The organism is Haloferula rosea, assembly GCF_016595525.1.
Classification (GTDB): Bacteria; Verrucomicrobiota; Verrucomicrobiia; order Verrucomicrobiales; family Akkermansiaceae; genus Haloferula; species Haloferula rosea.
The window spans coordinates 51,304-67,048 of record NZ_JAENII010000002.1; the positions used below are offsets into that span (position 1 = coordinate 51,304).

General features: G+C 61.1%; 15 protein-coding genes. 11 read left to right on the plus strand and 4 right to left on the minus strand.

Annotated elements, in window-relative coordinates:
• Positions 1-2: 2 nt before the first annotated feature.
• From JIN81_RS02305 to gap, 7 genes are all read left to right on the plus strand, one after another.
• Positions 3-1,490: an aldehyde dehydrogenase gene (locus JIN81_RS02305; protein ID WP_200275909.1), complete on the plus strand. Its 1,488-nt coding sequence runs from the start codon at positions 3-5 to the stop codon at positions 1,488-1,490.
• A gap of 5 nt (positions 1,491-1,495) precedes the next feature.
• Positions 1,496-1,756 (plus strand): EutN/CcmL family microcompartment protein, encoded by a 261-nt coding sequence (locus tag JIN81_RS02310; RefSeq protein ID WP_200275911.1) that lies wholly within the window; start codon positions 1,496-1,498, stop codon positions 1,754-1,756.
• Positions 1,756-2,070, plus strand: coding sequence for a EutN/CcmL family microcompartment protein (locus JIN81_RS02315; RefSeq protein WP_200275913.1), 315 nt, complete (start codon positions 1,756-1,758; stop codon positions 2,068-2,070). The genes JIN81_RS02310 and JIN81_RS02315 overlap by 1 nt, the downstream gene beginning before the upstream one ends.
• Before the next feature lie 6 nt (positions 2,071-2,076).
• A complete protein-coding gene (locus tag JIN81_RS02320; RefSeq protein ID WP_200275915.1) occupies positions 2,077-3,159 on the plus strand; it encodes a class II aldolase/adducin family protein in 1,083 nt (360 codons plus the stop codon).
• 13 nt (positions 3,160-3,172) lie between these two features.
• Positions 3,173-4,099 (plus strand): lactate/malate dehydrogenase family protein, encoded by a 927-nt coding sequence (locus tag JIN81_RS02325; RefSeq protein ID WP_200275917.1) that lies wholly within the window; start codon positions 3,173-3,175, stop codon positions 4,097-4,099.
• Positions 4,100-4,329: 230 nt separating this feature from the next.
• On the plus strand, positions 4,330-5,346 hold the full coding sequence (locus tag JIN81_RS02330) for a COX15/CtaA family protein (protein WP_200275919.1): 1,017 nt from the start codon (positions 4,330-4,332) through the stop codon (positions 5,344-5,346).
• A gap of 120 nt (positions 5,347-5,466) precedes the next feature.
• Positions 5,467-6,516 carry a type I glyceraldehyde-3-phosphate dehydrogenase gene (gene gap, locus JIN81_RS02335; RefSeq protein WP_200275928.1) on the plus strand — a complete coding sequence of 350 codons (1,050 nt, stop codon included), beginning with the start codon at positions 5,467-5,469 and terminating at the stop codon, positions 6,514-6,516.
• Between the two features lie 139 nt (positions 6,517-6,655).
• On the opposite strand, the gene JIN81_RS02340 is transcribed toward gap, so the two are convergent.
• The 4 genes from JIN81_RS02340 to JIN81_RS02355 form a co-directional block, all read right to left on the minus strand.
• Positions 6,656-7,288, minus strand: coding sequence for a hypothetical protein (locus JIN81_RS02340; protein ID WP_200275931.1), 633 nt, complete (start codon positions 7,286-7,288; stop codon positions 6,656-6,658).
• A 360-nt stretch (positions 7,289-7,648) separates the two neighbouring features.
• A complete protein-coding gene (locus JIN81_RS02345; protein ID WP_200275933.1) occupies positions 7,649-10,846 on the minus strand; it encodes a hypothetical protein in 3,198 nt (1,065 codons plus the stop codon).
• A 141-nt stretch (positions 10,847-10,987) separates the two neighbouring features.
• Entirely contained in the window at positions 10,988-12,091 is a 1,104-nt protein-coding gene (locus JIN81_RS02350) for a transporter (RefSeq protein WP_200275935.1), read from the minus strand.
• 168 nt (positions 12,092-12,259) lie between these two features.
• A complete protein-coding gene (locus JIN81_RS02355; protein ID WP_200275937.1) occupies positions 12,260-12,667 on the minus strand; it encodes a hypothetical protein in 408 nt (135 codons plus the stop codon).
• Positions 12,668-12,782: 115 nt separating this feature from the next.
• Here JIN81_RS02355 and JIN81_RS02360 point away from each other — a divergent pair, with 115 nt between their 5' ends.
• From JIN81_RS02360 to JIN81_RS02375, 4 genes are all read left to right on the plus strand, one after another.
• On the plus strand, positions 12,783-13,403 hold the full coding sequence (locus JIN81_RS02360) for a redox-sensing transcriptional repressor Rex (protein WP_200276891.1): 621 nt from the start codon (positions 12,783-12,785) through the stop codon (positions 13,401-13,403).
• A gap of 66 nt (positions 13,404-13,469) precedes the next feature.
• A complete protein-coding gene (locus tag JIN81_RS02365; protein ID WP_200275938.1) occupies positions 13,470-14,021 on the plus strand; it encodes an RNA polymerase sigma factor in 552 nt (183 codons plus the stop codon).
• Complete coding sequence (locus JIN81_RS02370) at positions 14,018-15,271, plus strand: von Willebrand factor type A domain-containing protein (protein WP_200275940.1); 1,254 nt, start codon at positions 14,018-14,020, stop codon at positions 15,269-15,271. Before JIN81_RS02365 ends, JIN81_RS02370 begins: the two co-directional genes overlap by 4 nt.
• 31 nt (positions 15,272-15,302) lie before the next feature.
• Positions 15,303-15,737, plus strand: coding sequence for a deoxycytidylate deaminase (locus tag JIN81_RS02375; RefSeq protein ID WP_325100828.1), 435 nt, complete (start codon positions 15,303-15,305; stop codon positions 15,735-15,737).
• The last annotated feature ends 8 nt before the right edge of the window (positions 15,738-15,745 follow it).

Genomic DNA, 15,745 nt, shown 5'->3' on the forward strand with positions numbered 1-15,745 from the left:
CCATGAGTGGATTGGATCAACAAGCCCTGAAGGGGGTGGTGGAAAAGGTGCTCGCCGAGCTCGGCAAGACGGGAGCTGCTCCGGCGGCTGCCGCTCCGGCACCCGCCAAGGCAGCGTCGGGCGATTCCTGCGGATGTTCGTGCAATGGCACGGGTGCCGGTCAGGAAGGCGTGTTCGGCTGTGTCGACAAGGCTGCGCAGGCTGCGCACGATTCCTTCCTCCAGCTGAAGAAGCTGGGAGTGGAAGGCCGTGCCCGGGCGATTGAGATCGTCAAGGGTGTCTGCGCTTCCAACAAGGAAGCCTGGGGCAAGTTCGAACTGAACGAGACCGGTATCGGCCGGCTCGATCACAAGATCGCCAAGCTCGACATCATGGACCGCGTGCCGGGTGTGGAGTGGCTCCGTCCCGACGCCATGAGCGGCGACTTCGGCATCACTCTTGAGGAGTTTGCTCCTTATGGTGTGGTCGGTGCGATCCTCCCCGTGACCCACTCGGTTCCCACACTGACCGGCAACGTGATCAACATGGTTGCAGCCGGAAACTCGGTGCTTTTCAATCCCCACCCGGGCGGTGCCAAGAGTGCTGCGATGGCGGTGAGGGAATACAACCGCGCGATCAAGCGTGAGTTGGGCATCGAGAACCTGATCTGCACGATTGAGGAGCCTTCGATCGAGTCCTTCGATCTGATTTGCAAGAGCGAGCAAGTGGACATTCTGGCCATCACCGGCGGCCCTGCCGTGGTGAAGGCTGCGATGAAGTCCGGTAAGCGATCGATTTGTGCCGGTCCGGGCAACCCGGTGGTTGTCGTGGATGAGACCGCTGATCTTGCCCGGGCCGCACGTGCCATCATTGAAGGTGGTGCCTTCGACAACAACCTGCTCTGCATTGGCGAGAAGGTGGTGTTCGTCGTCGGATCCGTTTTCACCCGGTTCATGGAGGAACTTGAGAAGGCCGGTGCCGGCCGCCTCAACTCCCAGCAGCTCGAACGTCTCACCGCTGAGGCCTTCACCTACAAGGAAGATGGCGGTGGTTGCTCCCATCCGGTGCTCAACCGCGACCTCGTGGGTGCCAGCCCGGAAGTGCTTGCCCAGCGTGCAGGTGCGTCGATCCCATCCGGCTGCGAGCTCCTGTTCGCCGAGACCGATGCCGATCACGCCTACGTCCAGGAAGAGCAGATGATGCCGATGATGCCCATCGTGTCGGTTCCCGACTTCGAAACGGGTGTCCGCGAGGCCAAGCGCGCCGAGCACGGCTACCGTCACTCCGCGATCATTCACTCGACCAATGTGGATCACATGACCCACATGGCGAAGGAGATGGATACGACCATTTTCGTGAAGAACGGAGCCTGTGTCACCGGCCTTGGTCTTGGTGGCGAGGGTTACCTCAGTTACTCGATCGCCACGACGACGGGTGAGGGCATCACCACACCGAAGACCTTCACGCGCATTCGTCGCTGTGTGATGGTCGAGAACCTCCGCATCATCTAACGCCCATGCTTCTATGCCGTGTCGTTGGGAATGCGGTTGCGACCTGCGCTCATCCCAGTCTGAAAGGATTCACCATGCTTCTCTGCCAGAAAGAAGATGAACAAGGCGTGCCGGCCGATGAGCCGCCATTCGTCGCCATCGATCTTTTCGGCGCGGGGATGCACCAGCGTGTATTCGTCAGCACCGACGGCATTGGAGCCCGGGGGATCGTCAATGACGACCATTCCCCGATTCGAAACTACGTGCAGGGAGCACTCGACGACTGATGAGAATCGGGCAAGTCATCGGCAAAGTGGTCATGAGCCAACAGGATCCTGCCTTCAAGGCGGCGCGTTGGTTGGTGATCAGTCCGGTCGACAGCGCCGACCTCTCTACGGCCTGCAAGAAGACTCCGCCCCTCGGCAAACAACCCTCGATCATCGCCTACGACCAACTCGGTGCCGGCATGAACGACGTGGTCGGATTTGTGGAAGGTGCCGAAGCGACCGCGCCCTTTGACAAACCCACCCCCATCGATGCGATCACCGTCGCATTGTTCGATCAAATTCACTACAGCCCCTACCCGGGCAAAACCGCTTAAACGACTATGAAGAAGGTATTCACAGGAAAAGATGTTGAAGCCCTGCTTGCTGCAGGGAAGGGCCTGAACGCCATCCCGGCGGGAGTGCTCCTGACTCCTTCCGCCAAGGACGCGATCCGGGAAGCGAAGAAGTCGACATCGACCGGCTCGGCCCAACCGGCCGCGGCCGTTTCACAGGAGCCGATCCTTCCCGACTACGAGTATCACTGGACTCCCGGTGGTGATCCGAAGTCCCCGGCCGAGATTCAGGCGTTCTTCAACTCTCCGGAGATCACGGTGATCAAGGAACGCATGGTGGAGATCGGCGAGCGGATGTGGGCTCGTGGATACACCGATGGCAATGGCGGCAACCTGACCGTCCGTGTCGGTGACAACCTGGTGCTTTGCACGCCGACCTTGGTTTCCAAGGGGTTCATGACCGTTGAGCAGATCGCTCTGGTCGACATGGAAGGGGTGCAACTCGCCGGCAAGTTCAAGCGTACGAGTGAGTGCATGACGCACCTTGCGATCATGAAGCGCCAGCCGAAGGCCAAGGCCTGCTGCCACGCCCACCCGCCGCACGCGACTTCGTTCGCCGTCGCCGGTGTCCGCCCTCCCACCTGCATGATTCCCGAGGCCGAGGTGTTCCTTGGTCAGATCGGGATGGCGCAGTACCGCACGCCCGGCACTCCAGCGAATGCCGAAGTGGTCGGCGAAGAGGCGGTCAACCACATGTCCGTCCTGATGCTCAATCACGGCGTGATCTGCTGGGGCAAGGACATCGAGGATTCCTACTGGAAGATGGAGAACACCGATGCTTACTGTCAGACGGTGCTTCTTGCCACCCAACTCAAGGGTTCCGACCTGCTCACCATTACCGGTAGCCAGGCGAAGGAACTCATCGATCTCCGGGGCTCCCTCGGCATGGATGACAAGCGCAAGGATTGGAAGGAGTGCGAGCTCTGCGACAATGCCGAGTTCCGTCCAGGGGTCGTTTGCCAAGTGCCCGATGCCACTGCGGCATCCGGTGGCAGCGAGCCACGGGACGCGAATGCCGAAGCGGTCGTCCAGGCCGTGACCAACGAAGTGCTCAAGCAGCTCAATTCCTGAACCCTACCCGATCATGAAAGTAACCATCATCGGCGGCGGTGGCCGCGTGGGCTCGAATGCGGCATTCTGCATGCAGTGTGCCGGCATCGTTTCTGAAATCCAGATCCTCGATCACAATACCGATCTCGCTGACGGTGAGGCGCTCGACCTGCTTCATGGTGCTGCCTCCCTCGCGGATCAGCGGATCTATTCCGGCGACTACGATCGTGCCAAGGATTCCGATATCTTCATCATCACTGCGGGTCTCCGCCGCAAGCCGGACGAAACGCGTCTCGACCTGATGAACCGCAATGTCGGTCTGTTCTCGCAGATCATCAGCGACATCAAGTCGGCCGGAATGAAACGTGAAGCCATCGTCTTCGTCGTTTCCAATCCGGTCGACATCCTGACGCACCTCGCCGCGAGCTTCCTTGATCTGCCGAGCAGCCAGGTCATCGGTCTGGGGACGATGCTTGATACCGCACGTTTCCGCTCGCTGATTGCGAATGATCTCGACCTCGCACCGACCCAGGTGCGGGCCCTGATCCTGGGCGAACACGGTGACAGCATGTTGCCGGTCTGGTCGTCCGCCACCGTGGGTGGTCTGCCTCTCACCGAGGTTCCCGGCTGTGATTCGAACTACCAGCGTCAGATCTTCGAGCGCACCAAAAAGAGCGGTGCTGAAGTCATCAGCCGCAAGGGGGGTGCAGGTTGGGCCGTCGGGGCGACCATCGCCGAGACGGTTCACGCCATTGCGCTTGACCGGAAGCAGTTGCTGCCGGTGTCGTCGCTTCAAAATGGTTGCTACGGGCTCAAGGACGTATGCCTGAGCGTGCCGACCGTGGTCGGTCGCGGTGGTGCGGAGAAGCACATCCAGCTCAAGCTCTGGCCGAAGGAAGAGCAGGCGCTCAAGGCATCGGCCAAGGCGCTGCAAGCGATGCTGTCCAAGGTCGGCAGCTGACCCGGAATCCGATACGATCAAGCGTGCCACGAAGAGGCATGGCTTTCGCCAAGCGGGGCTCCCATCCAAGGGAGTCCCTGTTTGTTTCCTACCGAGCGGCACGGCATGGCGGTGGGGCGTGGGTTCAGGTCGCGGGAGTTGATCGACGGAGGGCGTCCGCATTCGATGGGTGACAAAGTCCTGGTAATTCGACTGGCATTGCCGTGAGTCCGTATCACTGTGCCGCGCAAATGAACCGCTTCCAGAAACTTGCCGCTGCCGCGCTCGTCTCGGTCCTGATCCTGATCTTTGTTGGAGCGATCGTCCGGGTGACCGGAGCGGGTCTTGGGTGTCCCGATTGGCCGAAGTGCTGGGGCTGCTTGATCCCGCCGTGGAAGGTTGAGCAGGTGGACATCAGCAAGATCGATTTGGATAAATTCCAGCAGAAGTACAAGCGGATGGGCGGAGATGTCTCGATGCTCACGGAGGAGAAGATCCTCGAGTCCTTCAACCCCCGCCATGTGTGGACGGAATTCATCAACCGGCTGTTTTCGCTCCCGGTCGGGTTGTTTTCCGTCGCCACGATGATTGCGGCCTTCGGCCGGCCCCGCGACCAGCGGATCGTCTGGTGGACCTCGCTTTTGTCCCTGTTGCTGGTGCTGATCAATGCCTGGATGGGCGCCCGAGTGGTATACAGCGGCCTGAGTCCGGGGGTGCTCACCACCCACATGGCGCTCGCCATGCTGCTGATTTGTCTGCTTTCGTTCACGGTGTGGCGGGGTCGGCAGAACCCGGCTTCCCTCCCAATTCGGCCCGGCCAGTCCGGGAAGATCCGGACCGCGGTGGTGGTTTTGCTGCTTCTGGTGGTGGCGGAGGGCATCATGGGCACCCAGATCCGCGAAATGACCGATGAAATGGCGAAAAGTCACGATGGTGAGCCCCGCGAGCAGTGGATCTCGGAACTTGAGCAAAGCGGCCTCTATCTTGCCCACCGCAGCTTCTCGTGGGCGATTCTGGTCGTCACGGTGCTCGCCTACGCGTGGACGCGGGCGGTGACGGGCGGCAGGCCGGGGGCCGCGGCCAAGGTGGTTCTGGCAATGGTGCTGGTGCAGATGGTCCTGGGCGTGGTCATGGCCCAGATCCACATTTACGCCGCCGTTCAGGTCCTTCACGTCGGATTGGCGGCGGTTTTGCTGTCCGGGGTGGTTTTCTGGCTCTGTCAAACGGTGCGGATTGGTTCACAAAATGCACACACAGTGGGCCATTGACGGCGGGCCGATCCGGTGGATAATCCCGCCCGCCTTGCGGGAGCCTCCTGCAAGTCATCCACATACTCCCTGGCCGCGGGTGAAATCAGCGGCCGCATCAACGCTGAACAGCTAATTACCATGACCAATATCGCCATCAACGGATTTGGACGCATCGGCCGCCTCGTTTTCCGCGCGCTCGTCGAGCAAGGCCACCTCGGAACCAAATTCAACGTGGTCGCCGTCGGCGACATCGTTCCGGCCGACAACCTGGCATACCTTGTGAAGTATGATTCCATCCAAGGTCGCTTCGACGGCACCGTGGAATCCAAGAAGTCCTCTCCTGACCTTGCCGAGGACGACGTGCTCGTCGTCAACGGTCACGAAATCAAGGTGGTCAGCGCCCGCACTCCTGATGGCCTTCCTTGGAAGGAACTGGGTGTGGACGTCGTCATCGAGTCGACCGGCCTTTTCGTCGAAGACAAGCTGGCACAGGGTCACATCACCGCTGGCGCCAAGAAGGTGATCATTTCCGCACCCGGCAAGGGCGACGGAGTCTCCACCTTCGTGCAGGGTGTGAACGATGGCGACTACGATCCTGCCAAGGATCACCTGATTTCCAACGCAAGCTGCACCACCAACTGCCTTGCTCCTCTTGTTCACGTGCTTCTCAAGGAAGGCTACGGCATCGAGGAAGGTCTGATGACCACCGTGCACTCCTACACCGCGACCCAGAAGACCGTTGACGGTCCTTCCAAGAAGGACTGGAAGGGTGGACGTAGTGCTGCGATCAACATCATCCCGTCGACCACGGGTGCCGCCAAGGCCGTGGCTCTCGTTTGCCCGGAAGTGAAGGGCAAGCTGACCGGCATGGCCTTCCGCGTGCCGACTCCGACCGTCTCCGCTGTGGACCTCACCGTGAAGACGACGAAGGAGACTTCGCTCGATGAAATCAAGGCATCGCTCAAGAATGCTTCCGAGACCTACCTCAAGGGCATCCTTGCCTACACGGATGATGAAGTGGTTTCGTCCGACTTCATCCACGACGCGAACTCCTCGATCTTCGATGCGGGTTCGTCGATCGAACTCAACTCGACCTTCTTCAAGCTGGTTGCTTGGTATGACAACGAGTGGGGTTACTCGAACCGTGTGATCGATCTCCTTACCGACGTCGTCGACAAGGGAATCTGATCTTCCGGTCAGGACCAATTTGGAAGCGTCCGCCCTTTAGGGGGTGGGCGCTTTTTCGTGTCTGGACGCAGAACGGCCTTCCGATCCGTGGGGGCGGATTGGAAGGCCGATCGTTGCGGTTCGTCTGCTTTCGGGGGAGTCAGCGACGTCGCCGCAGAGGAAGAAGGGATCCGAGGACCAGGAAGATGGCGACTGAGGGTTCCGGAAGAGGATCCACAGGCACGACCGAAACAAACGAGTCACTTTCGTTGGCTGCATCATCCAGGCCTTGGGCGTGGACCGCAACCCGGACGGTCCCTTCGACAATGGCAGTCTCGAAGTCGTCGTAGGAGCCGGCGTAGTTCACTTGAAAGGCTCCCGTCTGATCCGGGCCAACGCTATGGCTTGGGGGATTCGGGGAGTCGGCGTCGAAGCTGTAGGCGGTGACGAAGCCTGCGATGCCCGGGGGATGGGCAGGATCGCTGGGGTCGTCGAACATGACATTGGCCGAGGAGTGAACCGGATCAAAGGAGGCTCCAAGGACGGTTGTATCAGGTCCTTCGAAATACACGTTCCGCAGGAAACCCGCAAAGGTGTCACCACGACTTAGTTCGAAGAGCGCCATTTGGGCGCCCAAGTCGGTGACTTCGAGTGCAATATCGCCTGCGATGTCGTCGTCGGCGTTGTCGGTGACTCTTACAAAGAAGAGTGTAAGAGCCTGAGCGGGGAGGCTGATCGCAATCAACGCGATCAAGCTACGGGCCGCTGGCCCGAGGGGGGAGTTGCGTTTCATGGCTTTGGGGGGTAAAGCCCTTTTCAGAGCGATATGGACCTTAGCACCCATCCCGAGGCGTTTCGATGGATTCCGGTTCGGGAGAGGGACGCATTCGGGGCGGAATCGCGAGGGTCTTCACTCTGGTTAATAAGTAGGTTACGTTAACCATCTCTCCGCTGGTCTTGATGCCGCCAGCCATTGAGAATCAGCGGTTCACACGTTCTTCGTGCTTGAGAATCGCTGTGAATAACTTGCGAACAATCGAGAAAATTCCCCCAGCAACACCGTGCCGTTTTGTTCACTTCTCTTGAGCGTTATGCAGGCATGGCAGCTCGTTCGCGGTTGCGTGCTGCCTGCACTTTGGCAAATGCGATGCCCTCAAGGGAGCAGCCGAACCCGATAGAACCGGGTTGCTCCGGATCGCTGCAGCGTCGCATTCATCGAGAGATCCGAGGCACCGGCGGTCACAGGGCTGTCCATTACATCGGACCAGTCTTCTTCCGAGAGCGAGGTTGAAGACTGCACCTGATAGGAACGGCCCGGAAAGCAGTTCCAACTCAACCTCAGCCCGTCGACCGTTTCTGCGAAACCGGTAACCACAAAATCGCGGTTGGGTTCCAGCCGGTCAAAGGTCCCATTGGCGTCTTCGTCTCTCAATGCCTCAAGCGGGATCCCGAGATATTCGTCAGGATCCACATTGCCGTCATTGAGCGTGGGGGCCGGCGCTTGTGACCCGAGGAGGCCCGCATCCGGTGATTGATAGGCCAAGGCGGCGAGGTAGATGGTTTCAGGGAGATCACCCATCGCGGCGGCAAGATCGATGGTGGCCTCCATCTGTCCGCCGGGGTTGCCCCGGGTCACTTTGGCGTCCGCCCCGTTGCTATTGAACCAGCCGACATAGTCATTGTCAGCTTCCGCACCGACAAAGGGGGAGCCCGGAGGCAGGGCTGTCATGCCTTCCTTGGCCCATGGAGAAGGAGTGGATGGTCCCGCTTCCACACGGTCTCCGACGCACAGGAAGTGGTCGTTGCCGAAGTCTCCCGGCGCCCAGGTAGCCAGATAGAGAGTGGTTCCCCGCAACGCGGCGTAGATGGTCATGCCGGGGTTGGACAAGAGATAGCCCGATGAGTCCACGGTGCCATCCAGCACGAACGGAATCGGTCCAGTGAGCGTCGATGTGGTCGCGGAGACTTCACTGCTTGGTTCGGAGCGGCCACCACGGTTGGTGGCCACGACCTGATAGGCATAGTGGGTTGAGGGTTGGAGGGATGTGTCCAACCAGTCGGAGTTCGGGCTCGAACCGATCTCGAGCCCGTCTCTCAGAATCGAGTATGAAGTGGCCCCCTCCGTGTCGTCCCAGTCGAGGCTGACGGTGGTGGCCGCGGATTGGATCACGGCCAATCCGGTGGGTGTCATCGGTGGATCTACAGGTTCTCCGCCACCGTCGTCTTCCACAAAGACGTGCTGGATGTCCGACTTCCGCACATTCCCCAGTTCATCCACTGCCTCGATGTAGTAGTCGAGCAATCTGCCGCGAAACCCTGGAAGGGATGACTCATCGACCTTGGCGAAGAAGTAGTCGGCGAGTTCGGGGGGCGTGATGAAGTAGTTGATCTGGCCGTTGTCGGCGGCGGAGTTGAGGGATTCCCGGTCGTTCGGCAGCACGCGCCGTGTCATCGTGATTGATGCCCATGGTCCGACGTCACTGCCTCCTGCATAGGTCTCGTTGTCGGTCGTCGACAGGGAATTCGTGCCGTCGGCATCGATCCGTAGTTTCAGGGTCATGCTGTCGATGCCCGAAAGGTCGTATCCGTGGGTCCAGATGTAGAACTCCGATGGCATTTTCTTGAGATAGTTGTCGTCGCCTCCGGGTACGGAGTTGAACCAACCGAAGGTGTAGCCTCCCGGATTGTAGGGGAAGCGCTGGGGCTTGAGGATGGAGGGCCCGGTCCGGTCGTTGGTTCGGCGCTCCGAAGTCATCCATGGGCTCAGCTTCTGGATCGCCCGCGTGGTGGCGAGAGCGGGTTTGACTTCGTCGTCGTTGCCGAGCCCGCCATAGTAATTGAACCCGGAGTCCAGTCCTCCGAGGTAGATGTGCCAGGCGAGTTCGACATCATTCGCAGCGGTGTCGGTTCCGTCCCAATCGTAGGGCGCCTGGATTTTCCATGCCTGCACGGAGCCACCTTCATCTTCGAGGATTTGTTCGGCGGTCTCGCACCAGTTCGCTCCAGTGATCACTGGAGCCCATGACCAGAACTTGAGCGCAAAACCCGGCGTTTCCATGTCGATCAAGGTATCGGCAAACCGGTTGGCCGGGGTGGCGGATACGGGGGGCTCGATCCACTTCAGGAAGTAGGGAGAGCCATAGTCGGATTCCGGGAAGATCCACGCGCCGTCCTCGATATGGATGGTGCCGGCCGCATCGCCGTGATCGTCGACGAACTTCTGGACGGGTGTCGGGGTGTAGCCGGAATTGAAGAACTGCGGTGTCGCCTCCATCCATGAGGAGAATCCGCCGCCCCATGCGTTGTCTCCGTCCGTCGCCGGCATCACGAGCGCGGGTCGCGACGGGTCGGTGGCGTGGGGCGCGATGTGATAGGAGATCTTCTGGACCCCTTCATTGGCGTAGCCGTAGCGGTATGAGAGCACGTCGTCGGACGGGACCGCGATGATGGATCGGGTGGTACCGGTCTCCGGGTTCACGTATTCCACCTTGTGAAGCTGGTAGGCGAAGGGGGAGACGTTCCACGCGGCGTTGCCCGGATTGGGCTGGGAATACCACCAGCCGGACGTTGGTGAGGGGCCGAGGAGGTCGGCTCGGTTCGGTGGGCTACTGAAGATCCCGTAGTTTCCATTCTCCAGGTCGAACTGGTCGAAGTAGCTCGGGCAGGTCCGGGAGAGGTGATGGCTGGCGACGATGGACCACTCATATCCCTCATCGACGAGGACATCGACGATGTGTCGGGAGAACGCCATCTCGGTGGGGAAGAATCCTTTTGAATGGTCCGAGAGATCGGGATTGCCGCCCCATGCCTTCCAGTAGGCTTGCTTGAAGATCTGGATCTCCTTGCGCAGGACTTCCTTGGGGATCAGTGGTGCGAGGGAGTGGTGATAGGTGAATCCGACGAGGTCGAGACGGCGGTGCCCTGAACTCGTCGTCCAGTTTCTGGCTGTCCGGTTCCCGTCCCACCAGCCGTTGCTGTAGTTCAGGTGTCCGCCGCCTCCGAGCTGGCGGATATTGTCGATCAACGAGCCTGAGTAGGAGACGCAGAAGCCTCCTTCCTGATGGCTCGCGGCCAGAGAATCCCTGGGGCGGGATTGGTAGGCGGAGCGCCGGTCATCGAGTCCGAAGATGTCGCTGAGGTTGTTCTCGGGGTGCTGGGAGTTGCTGCCGGCATAGGACCGGTTCGGCTTGAGGGAGATCGAGTCCCAGGCGTATTCGACCCGGTTTGTCTGACCGCCGTTGGTATTCCACTCCGGCCAGTAGAGCGGCTGGTGGTTGTGCCACATCCGGGAGACGAACACCGTTTGAGCGGCGCATGGTCCCAGGAGCAGGAGAAGGATGGAGAGACGCATGGGTTTTCCGGCAGCGGGACGGAACATCCACCCTGCCTACCTTCCACATGGCGAAGTCACCGTCATGGTTTACCTCGCAGGTGGGAAGCGAATGGCCGGTGGATTCCGAACCGGCCATTCGCCAAGCGTCTCAAAGCGGCATCAGAAGGAGCACTGCCAGCCGATGGTGAAGGTGTAGTCCGTGCCGAGCCCGTAGCCATTGCGGTCCTGCCAAAGAGGGACGCGGAGGTCGGCGGCCAGACGCTGGCCTTCCAGTGGTCCGGAAGGGAGCAGGAAGTTGGCGCCGATGAGGGCCTCGATCCGCTGCCCGCCGTAGTTCGTTCCGAATGCGGTGGGAACCGTGAGTCGGGCGGGGGCAAATGGAGGGCGGAGCATCACATCGCTCTGCAGTCCGGCGAGCTCGTCTTCCCAGAGGTAGGACACCCCACCGCTGAGCGACATCCAACTCGCAAGGGAGTAGGAGAACCAACTGTCGATGCCGAAGCGATTGCCGAGGCGATAGTCGTGGTGGTTGGTGCCGGTCCGGAGCGTGGCATGGGCCTGGGCTCCTGCTGTCCACCGGTCGGCCGTGTAGACGTAGGTCAGGGAAGGAAGGACGTCGAAGGTGCCCGATCCCACCTGCATGGACGCGGGCAGTTGGCGCGGCAGCAGGCCCCCGGGTCCCGGAACGAGGTCCTTCTCGCCAATTGAGGCCGTAGGTAGGCTGAAGGAGAGTCCTCCATGAAGGTGGTTCGGACCGTTGTCGAGGATGCGGAAGAGAGCTCCAAGTTTGAGGTCGCCGATGCCGCTGCTCTTCGTGGTGAAGGTGCTGCTGCCTCCGTTGAGCATGACGAGCATGCCAGCGCGGGGATCGATGCGGTGATCCATTTCCATGGTCGTGTAGGGCATCATGGCCATCAGCGTGACCTTGTCTGAGGGGGCATACATCAGGCCGAGCATGTGCATGTCCATCTTCATCCGGGTGGGACTGACCACGTAGCCGGCGTTGTAGACTTCGGCCGGAGAAATGGCGTTGGATCCCTGATACATGCCGTCCATTTCCATGAACATGTAGCGGTAGGAGACCATCCACCCGCCCGCTTCGTGCATGTGGTCGCCCATGATGGAAATGGGAGCATGGCTGTCGGGCCTGAAGTGATCGTGATGCTGGTGGTGATCATGATCGCAGCTCTCGGTAATCGTGGGGGCTGCGGAGCCGGCGAATGCGGCGGAGACAAGTGAGGTGGATACAATAAGAGATTTCATCTGAAATTAGTGGTATTGAAGTTCGGGCGGGAATCCGCCCTTGGTAGGTCAAGTCAGGGGACCCGAAACGGCGGCATATGGGCGCGCTGCGGGTGGGCAACAACCCGTTGGAAGAACGGGTTGAGTCTTGTATGGAGCCGGCCAATGAGGACGGCGGTAGGCGTGGACTCAAGCGTGCCTTGGTGGCGGCGAGTCGGGGGCGCTTGGCAGGAGCGGGGTGCTTGACGGGGGGCGAGGTCGCCCGGCGATGAGAAGGTCTTGCTCCGATGGGCTCTTGAGGTCCCAAGGACTGATGAGCGGGCAGGGTTTCAGTTCCAGTCCGGTTTCGAGTCCCCGGTGTCGCGGCCCCGGGCTGTCGGGGCCGTTGTCCTGCTGCTTGGCATCGGCGATGGCCACGCACAAGTCACAGGGGTGTTCACCGTCAAAAGTCCGCCTCGCCCCCTCGACCCAGCCTTCGTCGGCGCTGTAGGTGATGAGCATCTGGGTCCAGGCGACTCCCTGAAGCACGCCGTAGTGGCCGCCGCACAAGTGTAGGCAGCCGAGGAGGGCGACAATGAATCGGACAGGTGAACCCATGGGCGCGGGAGGGCATAGGTCGGGCATGGGGCTTCGCAAAGTGAAAATCGGCACGATTTGCCGGATTCGCTCCGAGCTTGACCCCGTCGGCGGTGGCGGGTTCTCTGCGTCGCCCGTGGAACGAATCGATATCCCCAAAAAGGCGATCTATCGCCTGTCCATCTACCATCGCTGCCTGAAGCGGTTGGTCGAGTTGGGCGAGGAGACGGTGAGTTCGTCAGCGCTGGCGAAGGCGGCCGGGGTGAAGCCGGCCCAGTTGCGGAAGGATTTGGCCTACTTCGGCCAATTCGGCACCCGTGGTCTGGGCTATCCGGTGGAGGCGCTGGCGGCGATGATTCGGGATGTTCTGGGTCGGGAGCGGCTGCAGCCGGTGGTTCTCGTCGGCGCCGGCAATCTGGGATCGGCGCTGCTGCGCTACCAGGGGTTCCAGAAGGAGGGTTTCGAGGTGGTGGCGGCATTCGATGCCGATCCGGAAGCTGCGGTCTCCCGTGGCGTCCAAGTCCCGGTGTTCTCCGAGAAGGAAATGGAGGAGAGGCTGCAGGCCGACGGCGTGCGTTTGGCGATTCTCTGTGTGCCCGGGCCCATTGCCCAGTCGCTGGCGAATCGTCTGGTGGCGGCCGGGGTGACGGGAATCCTGAACTTCTCTCCGGTCGTCCTCGAGGTCCCGGAGGAGGTGGTGGTCAACAACGTCGATCTGGCGCTGGAGCTTGAGCACCTGAGTTTCTTCGTCCGTTGAGCCATGAAGGGTTCCGGGAAAAACTTTTCCCAAGATCCCGGAGCGCCGGACGTTTCGAAGGATAGCATGGCACGAACGCCTGCGGATCCAGAGATGGTCGAGACCCGGGAACAATTCATTGAGCGCACCCTCGCCGAGTACGAGTCGCCGCTGATTGGATACGCCTATGGGTTCGTCCAGGATGTGGACCGTGCGCGGGACGTCGTGCAGGACACCTTCATCCGGCTTTGCAAGCAGGACATCGAGAAGGTCCGCGACGGTGTGAAAGGCTGGCTTTTCACGGTATGCCGGAACCGGGCCCTGGATGTCCTGCGAAAGGAATCGCGGATGTCTTCGCTTGAGGAAAGTACCCACGAGCGAACGGCATCGGCCTCCGCAGGGCCGGATCAGGTGGTCGACAAGGATGAGCGGATCCAGGAGCTCATGACCTACATCGACCGGCTGTCCGACAACCAGAAGACCGTGATCCTTATGAAATTTCGAGACGGACTCAGCTACCACGAGATCGCCGACGCCACTGGGCTGACGAGCGGCAACATCGGGTTCCTGATCCATGCGGGTGTGAAGCGCCTGCGACAACTGCTGCCACCTGACCTCATGGAGGGCCTCGACCGATGAAACTGACCCCTGAAGATCCAAGATTGTCGGCCTACTTGCTCGGCGAGTTGAGCGCAGAAGAGGCTGCGGAGGTGGATCGCGCGGTGGCGGCGGATCCCGCGGTGCGGGTGAGTCTCAACGAGCTGCAGAAGACGATGAATTTCCTGTCGGGGGTCCTGGGTGGGCCGACCGAGGAGAAATTGTTGCCTGCGCAGCGGCAGGCGGTCCTGCGTGCGGGACGCGATGCCGATGATGCTGGCAAGGTCGTCGAGTTTGTCTCGGCGAAGAAGAGCATTCGCCCTTGGTTGACCGGGATGGCGGCAGCGGCAGCGATTGCCTTTGCAGCTGTCCTGCTCAATCAGATGGGGGGTGAGCGCGGTGGGGCCACGAACGAATGGGCGGACGAGATCGCCCTCCTGCCGATGCCCGGGCCGGGCGGAGCCGAGGGCTTGACGAACCCTGCCAAGGGGACCGCCGTGGAGTTCGAAATGCAGCGGCAGGTCGAGCAGCGCGGCAGCGCGTTCCTCGGGGAGGTCGCACGCAAGCTCGAACAGGTCCGGTTGCCTGAAGTCGACCGTTTGCCGGCGCCGACGAATTTGTCCGATTTTTCCGAGGCGGCCTCGGTGCGCCTTCCGGTCCTGGTGGGTAAGAGCAGCCCGGTCTGGGTGAATCGTTGGATGCAGGAGCATGGCGAGTTGCCTCCGAAGCGGCTTGTCCGTGTCGAGGAATTCATCAATTCGGTGTCCCTGCGCACGACCGATGAATTCGCTGGCCTCGGCTACGGCTGGGCGGTGATGGATTGTCCGTGGAATGCGGACAGTCGACTGGTGGCGGTCCAGGTCTCGGCGGGGAATGCCTCGGTGAAGGATTTGGAGCTGACATCCGTGTCGACTCAGCCGAGGCGGGTGTTGGGATCCTTCTCTCGCCGCTCTGACGAGTCATTGCCTACGGTGCTGCCTGCGGGGACCCGGACGCTTGTGATGATGGAGGTTCGTGCGAATGCTGCGTCGCTTGGGGAGCTTCAGATTCGCCATGGTGGCTCCGACAGGGTGCTGTCCTTTCCGTTCCCGGATGAGGAGATGGCGGTCTCGGCTGAAATGGCCCGAGCCGTGACGATGGCCGGCTACGCGTTGTGGCTGCGTGGTGAGATCGAGAGCGAGGAATGGTTGCGGACCATCGACCGGGCGCGCGTTGTCGACCCGGGAGCGATTCATCGCGAGTTGCAGCGAAGCATCGAGCTTGCCAAGTCCTTGGCCGAAGCAGGGCGTTGACCTTCCGCGCTCGGGAGGATTCAGTGGCGCTGTGTCCCGACTGACGATTCCCGAGTATGCCATGGCGCTCGCCCATGTGGCGTCGCTGCGATCCGAAGATCCCTACCGCAAGGTGGGAGCGGCGGCCCTCGACTTTGACAACCGGGTGATCGGCACCGCCTACAACGGGCTGGCTCCGGGAGTCGATGCACCGGTCGGATTCTGGGACGACCGGGAGGGGAGACAGAAGTTCATGCTCCACGCCGAGGTGAACCTGTGCAGCTTGTTCCGCCGCGGCGAGGCCAAGCTGGTGGCCAGCACGACGATGCCGTGCACGGCCTGCATGCAGACGCTCTGTGCTTACGGCATCAAGGAGATCTACTATCGCGACGTCTATCAGGCATCCGATGCGCCTGAGATTGCGGAGCTTTACGGAGTGAAGCTCGAGCGGGTCGCGGACTACCCGCTCTCGATGGCCCAGTTGTAAGCTGAGTG

Bases quoted from the DNA above. Each gene is read 5' to 3' on its own strand.
- JIN81_RS02305 (WP_200275909.1), top strand. From the start codon at position 3: ATGAGTGGATTGGATCAACAAGCCCTGAAGGGGGTGGTGGAAAAGGTG.
- JIN81_RS02310 (WP_200275911.1), top strand. From the start codon at position 1,496: ATGCTTCTATGCCGTGTCGTTGGGAATGCGGTTGCGACCTGCGCTCAT.
- JIN81_RS02315 (WP_200275913.1), top strand. From the start codon at position 1,756: ATGAGAATCGGGCAAGTCATCGGCAAAGTGGTCATGAGCCAACAGGAT.
- JIN81_RS02320 (WP_200275915.1), top strand. From the start codon at position 2,077: ATGAAGAAGGTATTCACAGGAAAAGATGTTGAAGCCCTGCTTGCTGCA.
- JIN81_RS02325 (WP_200275917.1), top strand. From the start codon at position 3,173: ATGAAAGTAACCATCATCGGCGGCGGTGGCCGCGTGGGCTCGAATGCG.
- JIN81_RS02330 (WP_200275919.1), top strand. From the start codon at position 4,330: ATGAACCGCTTCCAGAAACTTGCCGCTGCCGCGCTCGTCTCGGTCCTG.
- gap (WP_200275928.1), top strand. From the start codon at position 5,467: ATGACCAATATCGCCATCAACGGATTTGGACGCATCGGCCGCCTCGTT.
- JIN81_RS02340 (WP_200275931.1), bottom strand. From the start codon at position 7,288: ATGAAACGCAACTCCCCCCTCGGGCCAGCGGCCCGTAGCTTGATCGCG.
- JIN81_RS02345 (WP_200275933.1), bottom strand. From the start codon at position 10,846: ATGCGTCTCTCCATCCTTCTCCTGCTCCTGGGACCATGCGCCGCTCAA.
- JIN81_RS02350 (WP_200275935.1), bottom strand. From the start codon at position 12,091: ATGAAATCTCTTATTGTATCCACCTCACTTGTCTCCGCCGCATTCGCC.
- JIN81_RS02355 (WP_200275937.1), bottom strand. From the start codon at position 12,667: ATGGGTTCACCTGTCCGATTCATTGTCGCCCTCCTCGGCTGCCTACAC.
- JIN81_RS02365 (WP_200275938.1), top strand. From the start codon at position 13,470: ATGGCACGAACGCCTGCGGATCCAGAGATGGTCGAGACCCGGGAACAA.
- JIN81_RS02370 (WP_200275940.1), top strand. From the start codon at position 14,018: ATGAAACTGACCCCTGAAGATCCAAGATTGTCGGCCTACTTGCTCGGC.